General features: G+C 63.8%; 27 protein-coding genes and 2 pseudogenes. All 29 read left to right on the top strand.

Annotation, left to right across the window (positions count from 1 at the left end; all coding sequences use genetic code 11):
- Positions 1 to 59 precede the first annotated feature (59 nt).
- Positions 60 to 2,171, top strand: a complete 2,112-nt coding sequence (locus EHO51_RS21370; protein WP_164479321.1) for a phage portal protein — start codon at positions 60 to 62, stop codon at positions 2,169 to 2,171.
- Positions 2,171 to 2,482, top strand: coding sequence for a hypothetical protein (locus EHO51_RS01340; RefSeq protein ID WP_124737377.1), 312 nt, complete (start codon positions 2,171 to 2,173; stop codon positions 2,480 to 2,482). Before EHO51_RS21370 ends, EHO51_RS01340 begins: the two co-directional genes overlap by 1 nt.
- 31 nt (positions 2,483 to 2,513) lie before the next feature.
- Complete coding sequence (locus tag EHO51_RS01335) at positions 2,514 to 2,921, top strand: hypothetical protein (protein ID WP_124737376.1); 408 nt, start codon at positions 2,514 to 2,516, stop codon at positions 2,919 to 2,921.
- A 54-nt stretch (positions 2,922 to 2,975) separates the two neighbouring features.
- The gene (locus EHO51_RS01330) at positions 2,976 to 3,287 is read left to right on the top strand and encodes a hypothetical protein (protein ID WP_124737375.1); all 312 of its coding nucleotides are present in this window, start codon (positions 2,976 to 2,978) and stop codon (positions 3,285 to 3,287) included.
- Positions 3,288 to 3,336: 49 nt separating this feature from the next.
- Positions 3,337 to 3,648 (top strand): annotated as a pseudogene (locus EHO51_RS01325) (phage portal protein); the annotation flags it as partial.
- A 72-nt stretch (positions 3,649 to 3,720) separates the two neighbouring features.
- Complete coding sequence (locus EHO51_RS20785) at positions 3,721 to 4,305, top strand: RNase A-like domain-containing protein (RefSeq protein WP_245434921.1); 585 nt, start codon at positions 3,721 to 3,723, stop codon at positions 4,303 to 4,305.
- Between the two features lie 19 nt (positions 4,306 to 4,324).
- On the top strand, positions 4,325 to 4,627 hold the full coding sequence (locus EHO51_RS01320) for a hypothetical protein (protein ID WP_124737374.1): 303 nt from the start codon (positions 4,325 to 4,327) through the stop codon (positions 4,625 to 4,627).
- 19 nt (positions 4,628 to 4,646) lie between these two features.
- Positions 4,647 to 5,075, top strand: a pseudogene (locus tag EHO51_RS01315) (phage portal protein); the annotation flags it as partial.
- 230 nt (positions 5,076 to 5,305) lie between these two features.
- Positions 5,306 to 5,482, top strand: a complete 177-nt coding sequence (locus EHO51_RS01310) for a histidine kinase (RefSeq protein ID WP_124737373.1) — start codon at positions 5,306 to 5,308, stop codon at positions 5,480 to 5,482.
- Complete coding sequence (locus EHO51_RS01305; RefSeq protein WP_124737372.1) at positions 5,482 to 6,084, top strand: HK97 family phage prohead protease; 603 nt, start codon at positions 5,482 to 5,484, stop codon at positions 6,082 to 6,084. The genes EHO51_RS01310 and EHO51_RS01305 overlap by 1 nt, the downstream gene beginning before the upstream one ends.
- A gap of 153 nt (positions 6,085 to 6,237) precedes the next feature.
- Entirely contained in the window at positions 6,238 to 7,464 is a 1,227-nt protein-coding gene (locus tag EHO51_RS01300; RefSeq protein WP_124737371.1) for a phage major capsid protein, read from the top strand.
- Between the two features lie 70 nt (positions 7,465 to 7,534).
- Positions 7,535 to 8,110 (top strand): head-tail connector protein, encoded by a 576-nt coding sequence (locus EHO51_RS01295; protein WP_124737370.1) that lies wholly within the window; start codon positions 7,535 to 7,537, stop codon positions 8,108 to 8,110.
- Positions 8,107 to 8,433: a phage head closure protein gene (locus EHO51_RS01290; protein WP_124737369.1), complete on the top strand. Its 327-nt coding sequence runs from the start codon at positions 8,107 to 8,109 to the stop codon at positions 8,431 to 8,433. Before EHO51_RS01295 ends, EHO51_RS01290 begins: the two co-directional genes overlap by 4 nt.
- Before the next feature lie 10 nt (positions 8,434 to 8,443).
- A complete protein-coding gene (locus EHO51_RS01285) occupies positions 8,444 to 8,851 on the top strand; it encodes a DUF3168 domain-containing protein (protein WP_124737368.1) in 408 nt (135 codons plus the stop codon).
- A 12-nt stretch (positions 8,852 to 8,863) separates the two neighbouring features.
- On the top strand, positions 8,864 to 9,271 hold the full coding sequence (locus EHO51_RS01280) for a phage major tail protein, TP901-1 family (RefSeq protein ID WP_124739990.1): 408 nt from the start codon (positions 8,864 to 8,866) through the stop codon (positions 9,269 to 9,271).
- 160 nt (positions 9,272 to 9,431) lie between these two features.
- The gene (locus EHO51_RS01275) at positions 9,432 to 9,788 is read left to right on the top strand and encodes a gene transfer agent family protein (RefSeq protein WP_124737367.1); all 357 of its coding nucleotides are present in this window, start codon (positions 9,432 to 9,434) and stop codon (positions 9,786 to 9,788) included.
- On the top strand, positions 9,785 to 10,024 hold the full coding sequence (locus tag EHO51_RS01270; RefSeq protein ID WP_432431918.1) for a rcc01693 family protein: 240 nt from the start codon (positions 9,785 to 9,787) through the stop codon (positions 10,022 to 10,024). Before EHO51_RS01275 ends, EHO51_RS01270 begins: the two co-directional genes overlap by 4 nt.
- Positions 10,021 to 10,614, top strand: coding sequence for a phage tail tape measure protein (locus EHO51_RS01265; protein WP_124737366.1), 594 nt, complete (start codon positions 10,021 to 10,023; stop codon positions 10,612 to 10,614). Before EHO51_RS01270 ends, EHO51_RS01265 begins: the two co-directional genes overlap by 4 nt.
- A gap of 15 nt (positions 10,615 to 10,629) precedes the next feature.
- A complete protein-coding gene (locus EHO51_RS01260; RefSeq protein ID WP_124737365.1) occupies positions 10,630 to 11,268 on the top strand; it encodes a DUF2460 domain-containing protein in 639 nt (212 codons plus the stop codon).
- Between the two features lie 127 nt (positions 11,269 to 11,395).
- Positions 11,396 to 12,286 carry a DUF2163 domain-containing protein gene (locus tag EHO51_RS01255; protein ID WP_124737364.1) on the top strand — a complete coding sequence of 297 codons (891 nt, stop codon included), beginning with the start codon at positions 11,396 to 11,398 and terminating at the stop codon, positions 12,284 to 12,286.
- A complete protein-coding gene (locus tag EHO51_RS01250) occupies positions 12,283 to 12,714 on the top strand; it encodes an NlpC/P60 family protein (RefSeq protein ID WP_124737363.1) in 432 nt (143 codons plus the stop codon). Before EHO51_RS01255 ends, EHO51_RS01250 begins: the two co-directional genes overlap by 4 nt.
- A 134-nt stretch (positions 12,715 to 12,848) precedes the next feature.
- The gene (locus EHO51_RS01245; protein ID WP_124737362.1) at positions 12,849 to 16,727 is read left to right on the top strand and encodes a baseplate multidomain protein megatron; all 3,879 of its coding nucleotides are present in this window, start codon (positions 12,849 to 12,851) and stop codon (positions 16,725 to 16,727) included.
- A gap of 8 nt (positions 16,728 to 16,735) precedes the next feature.
- Entirely contained in the window at positions 16,736 to 18,331 is a 1,596-nt protein-coding gene (locus EHO51_RS01240) for a DUF2793 domain-containing protein (protein ID WP_124737361.1), read from the top strand.
- Positions 18,332 to 18,500: 169 nt separating this feature from the next.
- A complete protein-coding gene (locus EHO51_RS01235; protein ID WP_124737360.1) occupies positions 18,501 to 19,112 on the top strand; it encodes an N-acetylmuramoyl-L-alanine amidase in 612 nt (203 codons plus the stop codon).
- A 45-nt stretch (positions 19,113 to 19,157) separates the two neighbouring features.
- Entirely contained in the window at positions 19,158 to 19,334 is a 177-nt protein-coding gene (locus EHO51_RS20405) for a hypothetical protein (protein ID WP_164479320.1), read from the top strand.
- A 1-nt stretch (position 19,335) separates the two neighbouring features.
- Positions 19,336 to 19,557 carry a hypothetical protein gene (locus EHO51_RS01230; RefSeq protein WP_124737359.1) on the top strand — a complete coding sequence of 74 codons (222 nt, stop codon included), beginning with the start codon at positions 19,336 to 19,338 and terminating at the stop codon, positions 19,555 to 19,557.
- Positions 19,544 to 19,738 (top strand): hypothetical protein, encoded by a 195-nt coding sequence (locus tag EHO51_RS01225; RefSeq protein WP_124739988.1) that lies wholly within the window; start codon positions 19,544 to 19,546, stop codon positions 19,736 to 19,738. The genes EHO51_RS01230 and EHO51_RS01225 overlap by 14 nt, the downstream gene beginning before the upstream one ends.
- 75 nt (positions 19,739 to 19,813) lie before the next feature.
- Positions 19,814 to 20,182 carry a PepSY domain-containing protein gene (locus tag EHO51_RS01220; protein WP_124737358.1) on the top strand — a complete coding sequence of 123 codons (369 nt, stop codon included), beginning with the start codon at positions 19,814 to 19,816 and terminating at the stop codon, positions 20,180 to 20,182.
- A 22-nt stretch (positions 20,183 to 20,204) separates the two neighbouring features.
- Positions 20,205 to 20,888 carry a response regulator transcription factor gene (locus EHO51_RS01215; protein ID WP_124737357.1) on the top strand — a complete coding sequence of 228 codons (684 nt, stop codon included), beginning with the start codon at positions 20,205 to 20,207 and terminating at the stop codon, positions 20,886 to 20,888.
- Positions 20,889 to 20,890 lie beyond the last annotated feature (2 nt).

Genomic DNA, 20,890 nt, shown 5'->3' with positions numbered 1-20,890 from the left:
ATCAAGGGGAGGGTGTGGCGCCTCTTTACGCTTCTTACGCTTCTCTCAAGGGATCATCGATGCCCTCTCTGCTCACGCGTCTCATCGGCGCGGTCGCGCCGGCGCGCGAAACCAAATATTCGCGCGCGGCGAAACTCCTCGCCATGCATGCGCTCGGACAGCCGCATTGGAGCGCGCGCAATTCGACGGTGCTGACCCGCGAAGGCTATGAGCGCAACGCCGTCTGCCATCGCTGCGTGCGCATGGTGGCGGAAGCCGCCGCCTCCGTTCCCTGGCTCATCTATGAAGGCCGCGAGGAGGCGATCGACCATCCGCTCCTCTCTCTCATCGAGCGGCCCAATCCGCTCGACACCAGCGCCTCCTTCATCGAGACGATCTGCGCCAATCTGCTGCTTTACGGAAACGCCTATATCGAATCCGTGCTGATCGACGAGGAGCTGCGCGAACTCTACACGCTGCGGCCCGACCGCATGAGCATTGAGGCGGGACGCAACGGCTGGCCCGCGGCCTTCATCTATCGCGCGCTGGGACAGGAAGCGCGCTACGAGATGCGCGGCGAAGGGATCGAGCCGATCCTTCACATCAAATTCTTCAATCCGCTCGACGATTACTACGGCTTTCCGCCGCTCGCCGCCGCGCAGGTGGCGCTCGACACGCATAACGCCGCGAGTTTCTGGAACAAGGCGCTGCTCGACAATTCCGCGCGTCCATCGGGCGCCCTCGTCTATGCGGGGCCCGAAGGCGCGCATCTCACCGACGAGCAATTCTCGCGGCTGAAGGAAGAGCTGGAGGAAAATTTCTCCGGCGCGACCAACGCCGGAAGGCCGCTGCTGCTCGAAGGCGGGCTCGACTGGAAGGCGCTGTCGCTTTCGCCGAAGGACATGGATTTTACCGAGTCGAAGGCGGGCGCGGCGCGCGAGATCGCGCTCGCCTTCGGCGTGCCGCCGCTGCTTCTGGGTCTGCCCGGCGACAACACTTTCAGCAATTACGCCGAGGCCAATCGCGCTTTCTGGCGCCAGACCGTGTTGCCGCTCGTCGCGCGCGTGCAGAAGAGCTTTCAGGCCTGGCTGCAACCGGGCTTTGGTCCCTTTCGTCTCGACTATAACGCCGACCGTCTCGAAGCCTTGGCGAGCGAACGCGCGGCCGAATGGGAGCGCGTCAGCAAGGCGGCGTTCCTGACGCTCGACGAACAGCGCGAAGCGCTGGGCTACGGCCCGGCGCCGAAAGAAGCGCTCTTCGCCAAACGCGATCTTGCGCTGGAACGCCGCTACAGCCCCGATCAGCCGCGCGTGCCTGCGGGAATTTTCGGCGCTGGGCGATGGACGGACGGCGGGGGCGGAGGTTTGGGAGGAGGAAGTTTCGGCAGCGCCCGAGATGATCGCGCGCGGCGGCGTGATGTGGAGGGCCGAGTCCAGACTGCGCAGAACACAGATCCGAGAGTGGCGAGCGACGTCGAAGGGTCCATCACACTGGCCCAGGCGCGCGGCCGAGGCAGAGGCGGACGTTTCAGCGGACCCGGCGAAGCGACTCTCTCGCAACTCGATCGACTGGAAGATACGGCGCGCCTGGCGAGGGAAGCCGAGACGCGCGTGCGCGAAATCGATCCAAGCTGGAAGCCAGAATCCACGCTCATCGATCCAAACAACATTGAAGCGCGCATCGCTCGCAACGAAAGCGCAACGCGACAGGCGAACGAACTCTATTCGGAACACTTGCGAGAGCTTTATGGAGACCTCGCTTTGCCCGGTCGGGACAGCGCCCCGAGAGGCGATCTCACGGGACCGCGCGCGCTGGTGCGGCGACAAGACGATCCTGAAACGAGGCGCGGCGCCGAGCGAGAAAATCAGTCGGCTGACATCCTCTGGCTGAATGGCCACAACGTCGAACAAAAGCCGGATGTTCCTGGTCCGAAACGACCCGATTATCGGATCGACGGCGAGGTGTTTGACAATTACGCTCCAGTAACGGGCAGCGTGCGGAACGTGTGGGACAATGTCGCGGGAAAGGTTGCGCGCAAGCAGGCTTCAAGCATAATTATCAACCTACGCGACAGTTCCATTTCAACTGCGGAAGTGGAAGCGCAATTTCGAAGGTATCAGATAGACGGCTTGAATCGGCTCTGGGTTATCGATCGCGACGGTAAGCTATTTTACTTAAAGGGGGGATGGTGATGTCAATTTTTGTAACATGTTCGAGCGCTTATTCCCCTGAAGAAGCTCGTCAGAAAATTGCCCAAGCGGACGATCGCTATCACGACATTCTAAAGCACTTCTGGATTTCGGAAGTCGGCGAGCCCTTGGAGCACGAACGGGAGCGAGCAGCGGAACACGGCGTCACAGCCAAAAGCGGCTTTCTCATTCAGTGGAATAAGGAAGGCGGAGCTGAATACATTCCAGAAATCCCCCGCGTCATGTATGAGTCCTTCGGACGCGATAAGGTATTGGTGTTCGATCTCAACTACGAACTCATTCCGCCTTCTTGAATGCGCCACGATGGAGCGCGCGAGGTGACATATGTCCTCTCTCGTCACATTCGATGCTATCGACAAGGAATGGGTGCCGCTGTCCAGAGGCCAGTTCGAGACGGTAATGGGAGGAGCCTACGAGCTCTACCTCGATCATAGCAAGGCGCCGCGAATCGCGGAAGATTTGGCGCCACAAGTGCTCGACTTTCTTCACGACGGCTGGCCGAGCAAATATGAGTTGCCCAATGGGAAAGCTCTCGACTTCTTCGAGTTCAGCGACCACCCGCGCGAGGAGCGGCTTGAATTGCTGCGCGCGATGGAGGCCTATTACGCCGACTTTCAGCGCGATCAACTCGGCCCGGAGTTGAACTGGATGCGTGGCCGCCGTCCAAATTTCATCGCCGCTTTCGAACAGGTGATCGCACTGATGCGCGAGGAACTCGCGGCGACGTCGTAGGCGGCGTCGGAATACCTCTGAGCAAGCCTAACTTGCGCTCAACGGGGGATGCTGATGTCAATTTTTGTAACATGTTCGAGCGCTTATTCCCCTGAAGAAGCTCGTCAGAAAATTGCCCAAGCGGACGATCGTTACCACGACATCCTGAAACACTTCTGGATTTCGGAAGTCGGCGAGCCCTTGCCGCACGAGCGCGAGCGAGCTGCAGAATATGGCGTCACCGCCAACAGCGGCTTCCTTGTTCAGTGGAACAAGGAGGGCGGAGCGGAATACATCCCGGCAATCCCGCGCATCATTTACGAGGTCTTCGGCCGGGACAACGTATTGGTGTTCGACCTAGACTACGAACTCATTCCGCCTTCCTGAAGTGATTCGTACATGAGAGGACGCCGTAGGCGCGACGCGCGCATAAGCGGGCGCCGCGCGCGAAATCGCGCTCGCCTTCGGCGTGCCGCCGCTGCTCCTGGGCCTGCCCGGCGACAACACCTTCAGCAATTATACTGAGGCCAATCGCGCCTTCTGGCGCCAGACCGTGCTGCCGCTCGTCGCGCGTGTGCAGAAGAGCTTTCAGAACTGGCTGCAACCGGGCTTCGGTCCTTTTCGCCTCGACTATAACGCCGACCGTCTGGAGGCGCTGGCGAGCGAGCGCGCAAGCGAATGGGAGCGCGTCGGCAAGGCTGCCTTCCTCACGCTCGACGAACAGCGCGAGGCGCTGGGCTACGGCCCGGCGCCGAAAGAAGCGCTCTTCGCTAAAGGCGATCTCGCGCTGGAGCGCCGCTACAGCCCGGATCAGCCACGCGTGCCGGCGGGCAATTCCGGCGGCGGACAATGGACGAGCGGCGGAGGCGGCGGCGAGAGCGACTGGAATGCAAGCGATGATTCGACCGATGCTTCAACCGTTGCGCCAAGGCTTAGAACCGCACAAAATGAGAATCGTGATCGCTACGTCGTCAAACTGAACGATGAAGAAGACTACGGACATACAATTGAGAGACACGTTGGCAAAAGCGATGATGAGTTGCTCGCAAGAATCGAAAATGAACGGCACCGGACGACATTAGGGCCACTTGGAAGTATCGTGGAATATCAGCCAACTGTGGGATCGTTCGATTCCAAAGAATCGGCAAATGATTTTGTCAATCGCGTTCTGGAAGCCAACAAGGAATTGGTGGATGCGGTCGCTGAGGGAAAAGTGCCGGTTGCAACGATCGATCGCCTATTCGGATATCGGACCGGCAGGGAAGCTTATTTAGCGTCTGGAATTTCCACTCCTGTCATCCGACCGACATTTGCTGTGCGGGTTGTCATACACAGGGATTCAAAGGCTGAGTATGGCTACAGGGTCCGAACCGCATTTCCGATAAACCCGCGGTCGCGCAACTAGTCGAATGAAGGACGTTGCGATGATTGTTCCTCAATCATTCTGGAATATGTGCGTCTGGTTCAACAGAGAGTTGGAAGCGGACATCCCAGAAGGCTCAGACGACATTGATTACGCTATCAGCAATATAGATCAGCGGGAAAAGCAAGAAGTCCGAGATTTTCTGGCCAAGGCCTTGACGAGCGACCTAAGCGACGAGGAGCTAGAAGACATCTGGTTTCGCGGTGGCGCACTCGTTGGTTTTGTCGATCGACGACACTATCGAGTCTATCTTGAAGAGATATGGCGACGGCTGAAAGCTGAAGGCTCTTCGCAAGGGGAGTGAAGAGCCGCTCGGTTGACAGGACGCCGCGAGCTTCTGGAACAAGGCGCTCTTGGACAATTCCGCGCGGCCTTCCGGCGCCCTCGTCTATGCGGGACCTGAAGGCGCGCATCTGACCGACGAGCAGTTCTCGCGCTTAAAGGAAGAGCTGGAGGAGAATTTCTCCGGCGCGACCAACGCCGGAAGGCCGCTGCTGCTCGAAGGCGGGCTCGACTGGAAGGCGCTGTCGCTTTCGCCCAAGGACATGGATTTTGCCGAGTCGAAGGCGGGCGCCGCGCGCGAGATTGCGCTCGCCTTCGGCGTGCCACCGCTGCTGTTGGGCCTTCCCGGCGACAACACCTTCAGCAATTACGCCGAGGCCAATCGCGCCTTCTGGCGCCAAACCGTTCTGCCGCTCGTCGCGCGCGTGCAGAAGAGTTTTCTGGCCTGGCTGCAGCCGGGGTTCGCGTCGGGAATGACTGACAACGCGCCGCCGACAGGAAATACGAAGCCGCCCATGTCCGACATTCTGAACGCCATCTTGGAGCGCGGCGATCTCGCGCATCTTGCGCTGTTTCTGTGGGCGTGCGCCGCCACCGCGCAAGCCTATCTCGCCTTGCGCGAACTCGGCGAAGCGACGCGCCGCCTTGACGCCTTCGTGCGCGAACTCGCGCGCTTCAACCGCCGTTGCAGGAGCGATCAATGAGTCAGAACAATTGGCTGCCGCATTACTTCAAGCGTCCGCGCGCGCGCCAAGCGCGAATGCGGGACGATCCTTCCGCCGTGTTCAAGACCTTTGTCGAATTGCTGGCACAATTGCGCGCCGACGCCCGCGCGGCGAGCCATACGCCAATTAATGCTCAGGCGGAGAAAAGCTGATGGCGGCGTTGCAAAGAACTATGCCCGCCCCCGAGATAAAGCGCGCCGAGTCGCCGTTGCTGCAGGCCAACGAGGCCGGCGACTTCTCGGGCTACGCCAGCCTCTTCGGCGTGGTTGATTCAGGCGGCGACATGGTGATGGCCGGCGCCTTCGCGCGCTCGCTCGTCAAGCGCGGCGCGCAGGGCGTGAAAATGCTGTGGCAGCACCAGGCGGCCGAACCGATCGGGATGTGGTCCTCGATCGTCGAAGATGCGCGCGGCCTCAAAGTCGAAGGCCGCCTCGATCTTTCGGTGGCGCGGGCGCGCGAAGCCCTGTCGCTGATGCGCAAGGGCGCCATCGACGGACTCTCCATCGGCTTTCGCACGCGGCGCGCCACGACCGAAAAATCGAGCGGCGTGCGCCGCCTGCACGAAATCGATCTGTGGGAGATCTCCATCGTCACCTTTCCGATGCTGCCGCAGGCGCGTATCGGCGCGGTTAAGCAAAGTCGCAGTGGCCCAGCACGTTTGGAGGCGCTCGGCGCGAAGCTCTCGCGCCTGAGAGCGCAGCGGGCCGCGCTTGAATTTTCCAACGCGCTGCGCCGGCTGTCTGGGTCATTCTGACCAGGCGGATCGATCTATTGCATTGACCCGCGCTCTTGCCGTCGAGCGCGAACGCAAATTTCGAGACGGTCTTTCCTAAGCGCGCGGACTTCCCGGCGACTCCAGCCGCGGGGCGCTTTTCCGCGCGCCGCGCTCAAACACGAGGCTCTATACATGTCAGCAGTTGAAAACAAATCCGCCGGCGACGACATTCTCGCCGATCTCAATCGCGCTTTCAGCGCCTTCAAGGAGACGAACGACGAGCGTTTGACCCAGCTCGAAAACCGCCTCGGCGCCGACGTCGTGACCGAAGAGAAGCTCGCGCGCATCGACCACGCGCTCGACGACACGAAGAGCCGGCTCGATCGCCTGGCGCTCGAAATGTCTCGGCCACGTATGGGCGGCAAGCTCGTCGACGACCACAGCTGGCGCGAGCACAAAAGCGCCTTCAATCACTACATGCGCTCCGGCGAAGCCAGCGGCCTCAAGGCGCTCGAAGCCAAGGCGCTGTCGCGCGGCTCGGGCGCTGACGGCGGCTATCTTGTGCCGCTTCCAACCGAGCGGGACGTTCTGCGAAGACTCGCGAAGTTCTCGCCGATCCGCGCCATCTCCAGCGTGCGCGAAATTTCCGGCGCGTCGCTGCGCCGCGCTTTTTCAACGACAGGTCCCGCCGCCGGATGGGTGGCGGAAGCCGATCCGCGCCCGCAGACCAACAATCAGCAGCTCGCCGACATGACCTTCCCGGCGATGGAGCTTTACGCGATGCCGGCGGCGACACAGGCGCTGCTCGACGACGCCGTCGTCGACATCGAACAATGGATCGCCGAGGAGGTGCAGACCGCCTTCGCCGAACAGGAAGGCGCCGCCTTCGTCAGCGGCGACGGCGTGAATAAGCCGAAGGGCTTTCTTTCCTATACGACGGTTGCGGATGCGAGTTGGACCTGGGGCAATATCGGCTATGTGGCGACGGGCGCCGCCGGCGCTTTCGCCGCGAGCGATCCGTCAGACGCGCTCGTCAATCTCGTCTATGCGCTGCGCGCCGGCTTTCGCCAGAACGGCAAATTCGTCATGGGGCGGCGCGCGCAGTCGCTCGTGCGACAGTTCAAGACGACGACGGGCGACTACATCTGGGCGCCGCCCGCAACCGCCGACGCCGGCGCCTCGCTGATGAACTTCCCCGTCATCGAAGCCGAGGACATGCCGGACCCCGCCGCGAATTCTCTCTCCATCGCCTTCGGCGATTTCGAGCGCGGCTATGTGGTGGTGGACCGCGTCGGCATTCGCGTGCTGCGCGATCCCTACTCCGCCAAGCCCTATGTGCTCTTCTACACGACGAAGCGGGTCGGCGGCGGCGTGCAGAATTTCGAGGCGATCAAGCTGCTGAAATTCGCCGCGTCTTAATCATTCCGCCCCCGTTGAGGCCGCGACGAGAAACGTCGCGGCCATCTACTCACTAGACCTAGGATGTGCAATGCGACCGATGCTCATCGGCGCGCCGGCGGTCGAGCCCGTCTCGCTCGCCGACGCAAAATCATGGCTGCGTGAAGACGGCGTCGAAGAGGATGAATTGATCCAGGCGCTGATCGTCGCCGCGCGCATGACGCTCGAAGCCTATACGCGGCGCTTGTTCGTCACGCAAAGCTGGCGCCTGGTGTTCGACTGCTGGCCCCCTTCGGTTGGCTCGAACGCGACGCTCCGCATTCCCTTCGCGCCCTTTCAGTCGGTGACGGCGATCCGCGTGTTCGACGCAAGCGACGCGCCGCAGCCGCTCAATGCCGCGACCTATCGCGCGCCCAACTCGACCGAGGGCGGCCGCATCAACTTTACATCGGCGCCTCCGGCGCCTGGACGCGCGAGCGATGGAATCGAGATTGACTTTTCCGTCGGCTATGGCTCCGTCGCGAGCGACGCGCCGCAGCCGCTGCGCAAGGCGATCTTGACGCTCGTCGCGCATTGGCGCGAACACCGCGGCGATAGCGGCGACGACGCTTTGCCGAAAACGGTCGCGCAACTTGCGGCGCCGTTTCGGCGGGGGCGGCTGCTGTGAGCGGCCTCCCCATCGGCGCGCTTCGCCATCGCGTGACGCTCGAGGCGCCCATCGACGCGCCCGATGGCGCCGGCGGCTTTTCGCGCAGCTTTACGCCCGTCGCGGCTCTTTGGGCGCGTATCGCGCCTTCCGGAGCCCGCGAAGATTTCGTCGAGCAACGCGCCGAGCAGGCGACAACTCTCGTCGTGACGATCCGCTGGCGTGACGATGTCTCAAAGGACATGCGCTTCGTCTATCGCGGTCGCAAGCTTCGCATTCAATCGGTTGTAGATCCCGATGAGCGTCGGCGATTTTTAGTCTGCGCGTGCGAAGAGATCACTTAGAGGACTCGCCATGAGCGTTTCTCCCGTCGTCGCGCTGCGCAAGGCGATCCGCGCCTATCTTCTCGCGGATGCAGGCTTCGCCGCCGCGTTCGGCCAAAAGCTTTACGACGAGGCGCCGCACGGAACCGAACCGCCCTATGCACTTTTCGGCGAAGCGCAGCTGCGCGATTGGTCCGCCGATCTCTCGCCGGGCGCGGAGCAGCTGTTCACGATTGGCGTTACGTCGACGATGCGGGGGCTAAGCGAGGCGCTCCAACTGGCCCAGCGCATCGCCGATCTTCTCGATGAGGCGCCGCTTAATCTGCAGGACCATCGGCTGATCGACTTGCGCTTCCTCTCTTTGGAGACGCGTCGTGAACAGAACGGCCGTTTCGCGCGGGTCAATCTGCGCTTTCGCGCCACGACAGAATATCTTTAACGGAGCTCAATGATGGCCGCCCAGAAAGGCAAGGATCTGCTCTTGAAAATTCATGACGGCGCGAGCTTCGTCACGGTCGCTGGCTTGCGCACGCGACGCCTCGCGCTGAACGCCGATACGGTCGATGTGACCGACGCTGAGTCGAGCGGCCGCTGGCGCGAATTGCTGGACGGCGGCGGACTGAGGCGCGCGAGCGTCTCCGGAACAGGCGTGTTCAAGGACCAGCCGTCGGATGCGCTCCTGCGCCAGACCTTCTTCGACGGGGTGCTGCGCGAATGGCAGATCATCATTCCCGACTTCGGCGCGCTCTCGGGCCTGTTTCAGATCGCCAATCTCGATTACCGCGGCGAATATTCCGCCGAGGTGACCTTCGATATTTCGCTTGAATCGGCAGGCGTGCTCGCCTTCGCAGCGCTGTGAGGTTTGAACGGCTCAACTGACATTCCCGACGCGCGAAGCGCGATCGGGAATCCAGGGCAAAATCAAACATGCTTGTTGCGACTCTGGATTCCCGGTCAGGCCTTCGGCCTGCCGGGAATGACAATTCCAGATGGACCAGCGCATTTCACGTGAGGACGCAATGGCGAACAGCAGGCGCGGCGAAATCGACGCGGTAATCGACGGCAAGAGTTACACGCTCTGCCTGACGCTCGGCGCGCTCGCCGAACTCGAAAGCGGCTTTGGCGCAAGCGACCTTGTCGCGCTCGCGAGCCGCTTCGAGGAACGACGGCTTTCCGCACGCGACATACTGCGCATCATCGGCTGCGGGTTGCGGGGCGCAGGGAACGACGTCAGCGATGAAGACGTCGCCAGAATGAAAGTTTCGGAGAGTCTTGCGGGCTATGTGCGCATCGCGGCCGAACTCCTCGCCGCGACCTTCGGCGATGCGCCGGAGCGGAGCGCCGACGCAAACCCTCCGACGCCGCAGGACGCTTGAGGCAAACGGCAGAAGCGGCGCGCGACGCCTCCCATCGCGCGCCGTTTCCGTTCGCGCGCGCCATGGCCTTCGGGCTCGGCGTCCTGCGGCTACCGTCGCGCGACTTTTGGTCGATGACGCCGCGCGAACTTTTTTGCGCGGTCGAGGGCGTCTATGGCGCCGCGCCGCGCGCGCCGTCACGCGCCGTGCTTGACGAACTTATGCGCCGCTTTCCCGATTGCGGAGAATCGACATGACGATGAGTTTCGACCCCTTTCCGGACCCGTTCAATGAACCCGGGGCAAGTGAGCGCCTGGCGGCGCCTGATCTGCGCGCGACAAAGCTGTTGCTGGATCAGATCAACGTCTCGGCGGGAAATGTCACGAAGACGCTTCACCTGGGTTTCGGGTCAGCGGCGGCGAGCGGCCGCAGCTTCAACGACGTGCTCTCGACGATCGCACAGTCGCTGACGCGCATGGCCTTGCGCACCGGAACCAAGGCGCTCGCCGAAGGACTGGTGAGCGGATTGAGCGGCATGTTCTCCGGCGCCTTCGGCGGCGCCGGGACCGTCGCGCCTTTCGCGCAGGGCGGGGTCGTCGCTAGTCCAACCTATTTTGCGAGCGGCGGCGCGATGGGGCTGATGGGCGAGCGCGGCGCCGAGGCGATCATGCCGCTGGCGCGCGGCGCGGATGGCCGGCTCGGCGTCGTCGCGCAAGGCGCCGGCGCGCGTCCGGTGTCGGTCACGGTCAACATCGCTGCGCAGGATGTCGAGAGCTTCCGCCGTTCGGAGGCGCAAATCACGGGCGCCCTGGCGCGGGCTGTCGCGCGCGGCCAGCGCAACCTCTAAGCAGGCGCAGCCGGCATGAGCGACTTTCATGAGATCCGCTTTCCACTCGATGTCTCGCTGGGCGGGCGCGGCGGACCTGAGCGGCGCACAGAGATCGTGACGCTCGGCTCCAATCGCGAGGCGCGCAACGCCCGCTGGGCGCATTCGCGGCGCCGCTATGAAGCTGGCTACGGCGTCAAGAGTCTCTCGCAACTTTCGCAGATCATCGAATTCTTCGAAGAGCGGCGCGGCCGGCTTTATGGCTTTCGGTGGCGTGATCGCGCCGATTGCGCCTCCTGCGCGCCTAGCGCGACTCCGAGCCCAACGGATCAAACGCTCGGGACGGGCGACGGCGCGCGCGCTACATTTCAGCTTGTGAAGACTTACGGCGGCGCATTTTCTCCCTATACGCGCGACATCGTAAAGCCCGTCGCCGGAACAGTGCGGGTCGCGGCCGATGGCGTCGAGAAGTTGACGCCGGATGTGAGCGTCGACGCTGCGACAGGGATCGTGACCTTCGCGCCGGGCGCCATTCCCTCGGCGGGAGCGGTCGTCACGGCTGGCTTTCTCTTCGACGTGCCTGTGCGCTTCGATACGGACTTTCTCGAAATCGACATGCACGCCTTCGAGGCCGGCGCGATTCCAAATATTCCGATCGTCGAAATCGTGCCCTAGCCGTCGAACCGCCATTGCGCGCGAGGCGAAGCCGACGAAGCAATCCGCAGATCGCGGACCGTGCTCTGGATTGCTTCGCCTTCGGCTCCAATGACGCTGAAAGATCATACAAGAGTGGAATCCATCCATGCTCTCGCTCTCTCCTTCGATGCAGGCGAAGCTCGATCAGCGCGCCACCACCTTCTGCCATTGTTGGCGCGTCGCGCGCAACGATTCGACAGTATTGGGGTTCACCGATCATGATCGCGATCTGGCTTTTAATGACGTGACCTTTCGCGCAAACACCGGTCTCTCAGCGTCGCAACTCGAATCAAGCGTCGGCTTTGCGCCGGGAACGGGCGAGGCGGCCGGCGTCTTGAGCGACGAGAGCCTCACCGAGAGCGATCTACTGAACGGGCTTTATGACGGCGCATCGGTCGAAACATGGCTCGTCGATTGGACGAACGTTACTGATCGCGCTTTGCTGGATGTCGCGACGATCGGCGAGATACGCCGCGGCGAGACCGCCTTCGCCGCGGAGCTGCGCTCGAGCGCGCACCTTTTCGATCAGCAGCAGGGCCGCGCGTTCCAACGCAGTTGTTCGGCTGATCTCGGCGACGCGCGCTGCGGTCTTGACGTCATGGCGCCTGGTTTTCACGCGACGGGCGTCGTCGCCGCCTTCGTCGGCGGCGCAATCGACATCGATCTTTCGGAAACATTCGACAGCGGCTTTTTCACCGGCGGCGCGCTGACCTTTACGAGCGGCGCGAATGAGAACGCTCGCCTGACTGTTAAATCGCATCGGCAGGAAAATCTGCGCGCGAGCGTGACGCTATGGACGCCGCCGGGCGGCGTGATTGTCGCCGGAGACGCGGTTCTGATGACGGCGGGCTGCGACAAGTCGCCGACGAGCTGCCGCGCCAAGTTCGATAACATCGTCAACTTCCGCGGGTTTCCGCATATGCCGGGCAATGATCGCGTCATCGCCTATCCGAGTTCGCTTGCGCCGGCGATGGACGGCGGGAGTTTTTTTAAATGACCCGCGCCGACATTGTCGCGGCGGCGCGGCGCTGGCGTGGCACGCCTTACGTGCATCAAGCTTCGCTCATCCATGTCGGCTGCGACTGCCTCGGGCTCGTGCGCGGCGTCTGGCGCGACATCATCGGCGACGAGCCGGAGGGGGCGCCCGCATATACGCCCGATTGGGCCGAAGCCTCGGGGGCCGAGACATTGCTTGACGCCGCGCAGCGGCATTTCGGGGCGATCGCTCCAAACGAATTTCGTGAAGGCGACGTTCTGCTGTTTCGCTTTCGCGAACATCTCCCGGCGAAACATCTGGGCATCGCAATATCGTCGACGCATATGATTCATGCCCATGCCGGCGCCTGCGTCGCGGAGGTCGCGATCGGCCCGCATTGGCGCAAGAAGCTTGTCGCCGCCTTCGCCTTTCCGGGCGTGACTGACTGAATTCTTCCAATTTGTCATTTCCGGCAGGCCGAAGGCCTGACCGGGCAAGAGCCGCTCACGCGAGGCTCTGCAATGGTCTGGATTCCCGATCGCGCGCGATGCGCGCGTCGGGAATGACATTCGGCGAGACGCTCATGGCCACTCTTGTTCTGCAGACGGTCGGCTCTGTCGCCGGCGGCGCGATCGGCGGACCTGTTGGATCCTCTATCGGCCGCGTGCTCGGCGGCTTTGGCGGCTCCTTTGTCGACGCCGCGCTGCAACCGCATGCATCGCCGCGCTATTCGATCGGTCCGCGGCTGAAATCGATGGACGGGATCACCTCAACGGAAGGCGCCGGCGTGCCGCGAATCTATGGCCGCGCGCGCATCGGCGGACAGATGATCTGGGCGACGCGCTTTCTCGAACGCGTCAATGTATCTTTTGCGCAGACCCAGCATCAGGGCAAAGGCGGCGGCGGCGGCGGCTTCAACGTTCAGTTCACCTATGCCTATTCGGCGAATTTTGCGATCGGCCTATGCGAAGGGCCTGTCGCCTTCGTGCGACGCATCTGGGCCGACGGCTCAGAACTCGACATGACGACGCTGCCGATCCGTATCTATCCCGGGACTGAAGATCAGGAGCCTGATCAGCTGATCGTCGCCAAAGAAGGGGCGGAGAGCGCGCCCGCTTATCGCGGCCTTGCCTATATTGTTTTCGAGGATCTGGCGCTCGCGCCCTTCGGCAATCGCATTCCGCAATTTACGTTCGAAGTCGTGAAGCCCGTCGAAGGACTCGGCGCGATGATCCGCGCCGTCGACCTCATTCCCGGCGCGACGGAGGCCGGCTATCACCCTGCCCTCAAGCTCAACTTCTACTCGCCCGGCGCCACGGCGGCAGAAAATCGCCATCAGCTGACAGCCGCGACGGACTGGACCGCGTCGCTCGACGCCCTGCAGGCGCTTTGCCCCAATCTCGAAAGCGTCGCGCTCGTCGTCGCCTGGTTCGGCGACGATCTTCGCGCCGAACATTGCACGATCGCGCCGCGCGTCGACGCCACATTCAAGACCATCGGCCAGTTCAACTTCATTCTCGGCGGCTTGTGGCCGCCGGACTGGTCGGTCGCCGGGCTGACGCGCTCCACCGCGCGGCTCGTGTCGCAAATCGAGGGACGCTCGGCCTATGGCGGAACGCCGAGCGACGCTTCGGTCGTCGCCGCTATCGCCGACCTCAAGGCGCGCGGCCTCGCGGTGACCTTCTATCCCTTCGTGATGATGGACGTGCCGCCGGGCAATACGCTGTCCAATCCTTACACGAGCGCCGTCGAACAGCCGGCGTTTCCCTGGCGCGGACGCATCACCTGCGATCCTGCGCCGGGCCGGCCCGGTTCGCCTGATACGACCGCGACTGCAGCGGCGCAAGTCGACGCCTTCTTTACGCGCTATCGCGCGTTCATTCTGCATTACGCCAATCTTTGCGTCGCGGCCGGCGGCGTCCACGCCTTCCTCATCGGCTCCGAGCTGATCGGCCTGACGCGCGTGCGCTCGGCGCCAGGCGCATATCCCGCCGTCGCGGCGCTGATGACTCTTGCGGCTGATGCAAAGGCGATCCTTGGCGCGCAAACGAAAATCTCTTACGCCGCCGACTGGACGGAATATGGCGCGCATGTTCCTGCAAGCGGAGAAGCGCGCTTCCCGCTCGATCCGCTGTGGGCGTCAAGCGCCGTCGATTTCGTCGGCGTCGACGTCTATTGGCCGCTCTCCGACTGGCGCGACGGCGACGCCCATCTCGACGCGCAGGAAGCGGCGAGCATTTATGATCTCGACTATCTCAAGTCTCGCGTCGCCTCGGGCGAGGCTTATGATTGGCATTACGCCGACGCAAATGCGCGCCTCGCGCAAGATCGCACGCCGATCAGCGACGGGCTCGGCAAGCCTTGGATCTTCCGCCAGAAGGATTTTCTGTCGTGGTGGTCGCAACCGCATTACGAGCGCGTCGGCGGCGCTGAGCTGGGGGAGCCGACGGCATGGGTTCCGCAGTCGAAGCCGATCTGGATCGTCGAGACGGGATGTCCGGCGGTCGACCGCGGCGCCAATGCGCCGAATGTTTTTCCCGACCCGCGTTCGAGCGATGGCGGCCTGCCCTATTTCTCGCGCAATGGCCGCGACGATCTCATGCAGGCGCGATTCATCGAGGCGATGATCGCGCATTTCGATCCGGCGACGCCCGGCGGCGCGGCGCGCAACCCGACTTCCGACCTCTACACCGGGCCGATGGTTGATCCGGCGCGCCTGCACATATGGTGCTGGGATGCGCGCCCCTTTCCGGCCTTTCCGACGCAGACCGACGCATGGAGCGACGCCGCCAATTGGGAGACGGGCCATTGGTTGAACGGACGCCTCGAAGGCGCGCCGCTCGACCGCCTCCTGCCGGCGCTCGCCGGCGCCGTCTCCGCGCTTGAAATTGTCACGCAGCGGCCAGACGTCGCCGGCTTTCTTGACGGCTATGTGCTGGAGCGGCCGATGTCGCCGCGCGAGGCGATCGATCCTCTTGCCGCGCTCTTCGGCTTCGACGCCGTGGCGAGCGGCGGCGCCTTGCGCTTCGTCGACCGGCGCGGGAAACCGGTGCGCGAAATTGACGAAGACGATCTCGTCGCCGGCAAAACCGCCTCGCTCGTCACGCTGGCGCGGGCGCAGGAAAGCGAACTGCCGCAGGAGATCGCGCTTTCCTTCTCCGATTCCGAAAACGACTTTCAAATGGCGCGAGTCTTATCCCGCAGACTCGAGGGCCGCTCGGCGCGCCAGAGCGAAGCGCAAGCCGCGGTGATGACGAATCGCGCCAATGCGCAGTCGCTTGCGGAGAGCTGGCTGCAAGACGTGTGGATCGGACGCGAAACCGCCGAATTTTCGCTACGGCCTGGCCTTCTCGCCTTGCAGCCCGGCGATCTGGTGCGGCTCGGCGCAGCCGGCGGCGGCCGGCTGTTTCAAATTCAACGCATCACGGACGGCGCCGCGCGACAGATAAGCGCGCGCGCGGCCGACGCTTCTGTCTATGACGCGGCCGCGCCGCTGCTTGGACGCGCGAATGTCGTTTCGCCTAAGATCGTCGGACCGCCGAGAGTCGAAATTCTCGACCTTGCGCTCTGGCGCGACGAAGAAGCGCTCTCCTATGTCGCGGCCTTCGCCGATCCCTGGCCCGGTCCGCTCGCAATCTGGAGGATGACCTTTCAGGGCGGCTATGAGCAGATCGCCATCATCGACAAGCGCGCAACCATCGGCGAGACGCTCGACGTCCTGCCCTCGGGTCCAGTCGGACGCTTCGACAATGGAAGCAGCGTCACTGTCAGGATCGGCGCCGGACAGCTTTCGTCGGTCGGAGATCTCGCCGCGCTCGCCGGACGTTCGGCGATGGCGATACGCGTCGACGGCGACTGCGAGATTTTCGCTTTCGCGCATGCCGAGCTGATTGGCGAAAAGACATATCGACTGTCGCGGCTCCTTCGCGGCCTCGGCGGCGAAGAACATCTCGCCAAGCGTGATGCGCCGGCCGGCGCGACCGTCGTGCTGCTCAATGACGCCCTCGCGCCGCTCGCGCGCAAGGTCGCCGAAATTGGCGCGCCGATGACCTATCGCATCGGCCCGGCGGATCGCGACTATGCGGAGCCGATCTTTGTTCAGCCAACGGTCGCCGCGACAAACAAGGCGTTGCACCCCTACGCGCCGACGAAAGCGCGCGCGCGGCGCACGCCGGCCGGCGTCCTCATCGAGTTCGTTCGGCGCGGACGCATCGACTCCGACGCCTGGGAGACGCTCGATATTCCGCTCGCCGAAGCGAGCGAATCCTATGAAGCCGATGTCTCGCTGCCGGCGAGCGGAACGCGCACGCTCACCGCCGCCGCAGCGTCGATGCTTTATCCCGCCGCCGACGAACTCGCCGATTTCGGCGCGCCGCAAAGCGAACTGACGCTGTCGCTTTATCAGATGAGCGCGACGGTCGGACGCGGTTTCCCGCTGACGACGATGCTTTCCGTCCAATAGGAAAAACGATGACGCAAACCACGCATCTTGCGTTGCCTTTCATCGAGGCGGCGCAAGCGCAAAAACACGTCACGCATAATGAAGCTCTGGCGCTGATCGACGCGCTGACGCAGCTTGCGGTCTCTGCGCGAAACGTGACGTCGCCGCCCGCGACGCCGGCCGAAGGCGATCGCGTGCTCATCGGCGCCGGCGCGACAGACGCCTTCGCCGGCAAGAGCGATCAGATCGCGACATTCCTCGCGGGCGGCTGGACCTTCCTTTCCGCGCAAGCCGGCTGGCGCGCTTATGTCGAAGCGGAATCGCTTCTGCTGCTCTATGACGGCGCGGGATGGATCGACTGCGGGCTGTCCTTGCGCCAGCTGCAAGATCTTGCGCTGCTCGGGATCGGCGCGACCGCCGACGGCGCCAATCCGCTGCTCGCCAAACTCAATGCGACGCTCTTCACCGCGAAAAGCGTCGGCGAAGGCGGCTCCGGCGATCTGCGCTTTGCGCTCAACAAGGAGAGCGCGGCGAAAACCGTCTCGCAGCTTTATCAATCCAACTATTCGGCGCGCGCCGAAACAGGATTGACCGGGGACGACAATTTCCACGTCAAAGTCTCGCCCGACGGCGCGGCATGGAAAGAGTCGATCGTCGTCGACAGCGCCACGGGCGAAGTCGCCTTTCCGAGCGGGGGGCCGACGAAGGTCCGCGTTTTCGCGTCGAGCGGCTCCTATACGCCGACGCCCGGGCTGCGTTTTGCCGAAGTGCTGCTCTTTGGCGCCGGCGGCGGCGGCGGCTCCGGGGCGCGAACGGCCTCTGGCGCCGCAGCTTCCGGCGGCGCTGGCGGCGGCGGCGGCGGGCTGGCGCGCGCACGATTCACCGCAGCCCAGATCGGCGCCTCGAAAGCGGTCGCGATCGGCGCCGGCGGCACCGGCGGCGCCGCGCAGACGACGAACTCCACGAACGGAAACGCTGGTTCCGCCGGCGGCGTCACCACGTTCGGAACGCTGCTCCACGCAGGCGCCGGGGGCGGCGGCGCGGGCGGACAGATCGGCGGCGCCTCGGGCGGCGGCGGCGCGGGCAGTCAAGCTTCGTCAGGCCTCCCAGGTTCCGGCGGAACTGGCGGCGTTGGCTCCTTTGGCGTGGGCTCGGGCGGCTCGGGGGCGGTCGGCGCCGCCGGGTCGCACGTTTTCGGCGGCGGCGGCGGCGGCGGCTGCAACGCCGCTGGCTCGACGGCGGCCACTGGAGGCTCATGCCTTTACAACGGCCCCTCCGGGGGCGGAGCCGGCGGCGGGATCACCGCAGCCAACGCCGTCGCGAACGGCGGGGCGGGCGGCGCCGTTTATGTCGCCGGATTACCCGTCATCGGCGCGGCGGGGATAGCCGCCGGCGTCGTCAATGGCGGCGTAGGCGGCTCATGGGTCGCGAGCGCCGGGCCTTTTGAACAAGGCGGCGGCGGTGGGGGCGGCGGCGCGTCCAGCCTCACCGGACCTGGCGCGGGCGGCGCCGGCGGTCTTGCTGGCGGAGGCGGCGGAGGCGGCGGCTCGGTTCAGAACGGCGCAAATTCCGGCGCTGGCGGCAGTGGCGGAGACGGCTACGCCCTCATCTTTGAATTTTTCTGATCGAAGCGAACAGCCCGCGCCGCGCTGGCGCGTCTGAACGCTGACGAAGGAAGCCGCATTGGTTCTTCCCGCTCATCTTGAGCGACGAAGCGCTGCACATCGGCCCAAACCTCGCGCGCTTTCTAAAAGCGCTTTTCAGAATCCATTCGACCAATGAAGGAGTCGGCTCATGGCCTTCGCCGTGAAGAATCACGTCCTGCATTGCGACGGCAAGCCCGTCGCTCAAAAGCCGACGCCGAATGTCGGTGGCGTTTTGAAGCCCTCGCTGCTGATCATGCATTACACCGCCGCTCAGTCGGCGAAGGGGGCCATTTCCTGGCTGTGCAATCCGAATGCGAAAGCCTCCGCCCATCTCGTCATCGATCTCGACGGCGCGGTGACGCAGCTCGCGCCGTTCAATCGCGTCGCATGGCACGCGGGCAAAAGCGTTTGGAGGCGGCGCTCGAACTGCAACGGATTTTCGATCGGCATAGAGCTCACGAACGCCGGACCGTTGACGAAGCTCGCCAACGGGAAATTCTCCGACGGATACGGAAAAAATGTGCCGGCGAGCCAGGTGGCGATGCTCGCGCACAAACTCGACAACGGCGGGGAAAAGCCCTGGATGATCTATCCCGCCGTTCAGATCTCCGTCGCCGTCGATATCGCCAAGGCGCTCTGCCAGACCTACGGCATCAATGACATCGCCGGTCATGACGATATTGCGCCGACGCGCAAGCGCGATCCGGGTCCCGCCTTCGCTATGGAATCGTTCATCTCGCGAGTCCTCGGCCGCAAGTGAAACCGCGCCGGCGGCCTCCGGCACTAAAAAAAAAAGGAGTTCCCAATGCAAGGCTATCGCACTTATGTCGCCGCTGGTCTCGTCGCGCTGTTTGGCGCGCTCGCCTCGACCGACTGGATCGCCTTTCTCAACGATCCGAAGGCCGGCGCCATCGCCATTGGTTCGGCGGCGTTGATGGCGATCATGCGCAGCATCACCTCGACGCCGCAGGGAACAGCCTGACATGCCCAAGCTCATCGCGCTGGGTCTCGTCGCGGTCGCCGGCGTCGTCGCCTATGCGGTTGGGCGCGCAATGTTGGCGCGACTTGTCGCCGGCGGCGCCGCTAAGGAGAAAGCTCGGCGCGCCGAATCCGATCTGCGCGCCGCCAAGCGCCAGGCCGAAATCATGGTTGAGCGCAGGAGCGTTGAAGATGTTTCGCAAGATCTCGATCATGGTCGCTTTTAGCCTGGCTCTTTCGGCATGCCAGTCGACGGGCGGCGGCTGTCCGCCGCTCGTCGCCTATTCGCTCGAAGAACAGAAGATTGCGGCGAAGCAGTTGCGCGCCTTGCCCCAAAACGCGCCTCTCGCCGCCATGATCGTCGACTACAAGAAAATGCGGGACGCCTGCCGCGCCTCGGAGAGCTGAGGCGCGCGGCCGCATTTTTTGACTATTCATTGCGCATTCAGGGCATTCGGCCGACTATGCGCCGGGGAGAGGCGCATGCGGGCCGCCGGAGCTTGTTGGAGACGGACGCTCACCGTCGCCGCTCTCGCGGCGACGGCCGATTTCCTTTGGGCCGCCGCCAGCCGCGCCGAAGACGCTCCCGCACGGCTGCAATGCTTCACCATGGCGCAGGCGCGCAGCCAAATGGAAGCGCAGAAGCTCGCCGATCCTTTCCGGTGCATGCGAGATATCGCCCTGCGGCTGCAGGCCGAGCCGCTCGGCGCGCGGCTGTGCCAATTGGGCGAAGGACTTATCTATGAGATCAGCCTGCTGCGCCGGGACGGCCACATCGTCAAGATTCTTGTCGACGCGTTCAGCGGCCGGCCTCATTCTAGCTCTATAGGCGCTGGCTCTATAGACAATTGAGTCTCGCACGCAGGAGGATGCATTGCGTCTGCTCGTCGTTGAAGACGACAAGGATTTGAACCGCCAGATCGTTCGTGCGCTCGAGCAGTCGGGCTATGCGGTGGACCGCGCCTTCGATGGCGAGGAAGGTTGCCACCTCGGCGAAACGGAGCCCTACGACGCCGTCGTCCTCGACATCGGTCTGCCGAAGAAGGACGGCGTGACCATTCTCGAAGAATGGCGCGCGGCGGGACGCGACATGCCGGTGCTGATCCTCACCGCGCGCGACCGTTGGAGCGACAAGGTGCAAGGCTTCGACGCCGGCGCCGATGATTATGTTGCAAAACCATTCCACATGGAGGAGGTGCTGGCGCGCATCCGCGCGCTGCTGCGCCGCGCGACGGGCCACGCGACGAATGAAATCGTCTGCGGCGCGGTGCGGCTCGACACCAAGGCCGGCCGCGTCGTCGTGGACGGCGCGCCCGTGAAGCTCACTTCGCACGAATACCGGCTGCTCGCCTATCTGATGCATCACAGCGGACGAGTCGTCGCCCGCAGCGAAATCATCGAGCATTTATACGATCAGGACTTTGATCGCGACTCGAACACGATCGAAGTCTTCGTCGGCAGGTTGCGCAAAAAGCTTGGCGTCGATCTGATCCAGACCGTGCGCGGTCTGGGCTACATGGCGGCCGCGCCGGCAAAGGACGCCGGCTATAAGCGCTAGGC

The organism is Methylocystis rosea (genome assembly GCF_003855495.1).
GTDB classification, from domain to species: Bacteria; Pseudomonadota; Alphaproteobacteria; order Rhizobiales; family Beijerinckiaceae; genus Methylocystis; species Methylocystis rosea_A.
Note: the sequence above shows the minus strand (reverse complement) of the source record. Positions and strands in the feature narration are given on the sequence as shown.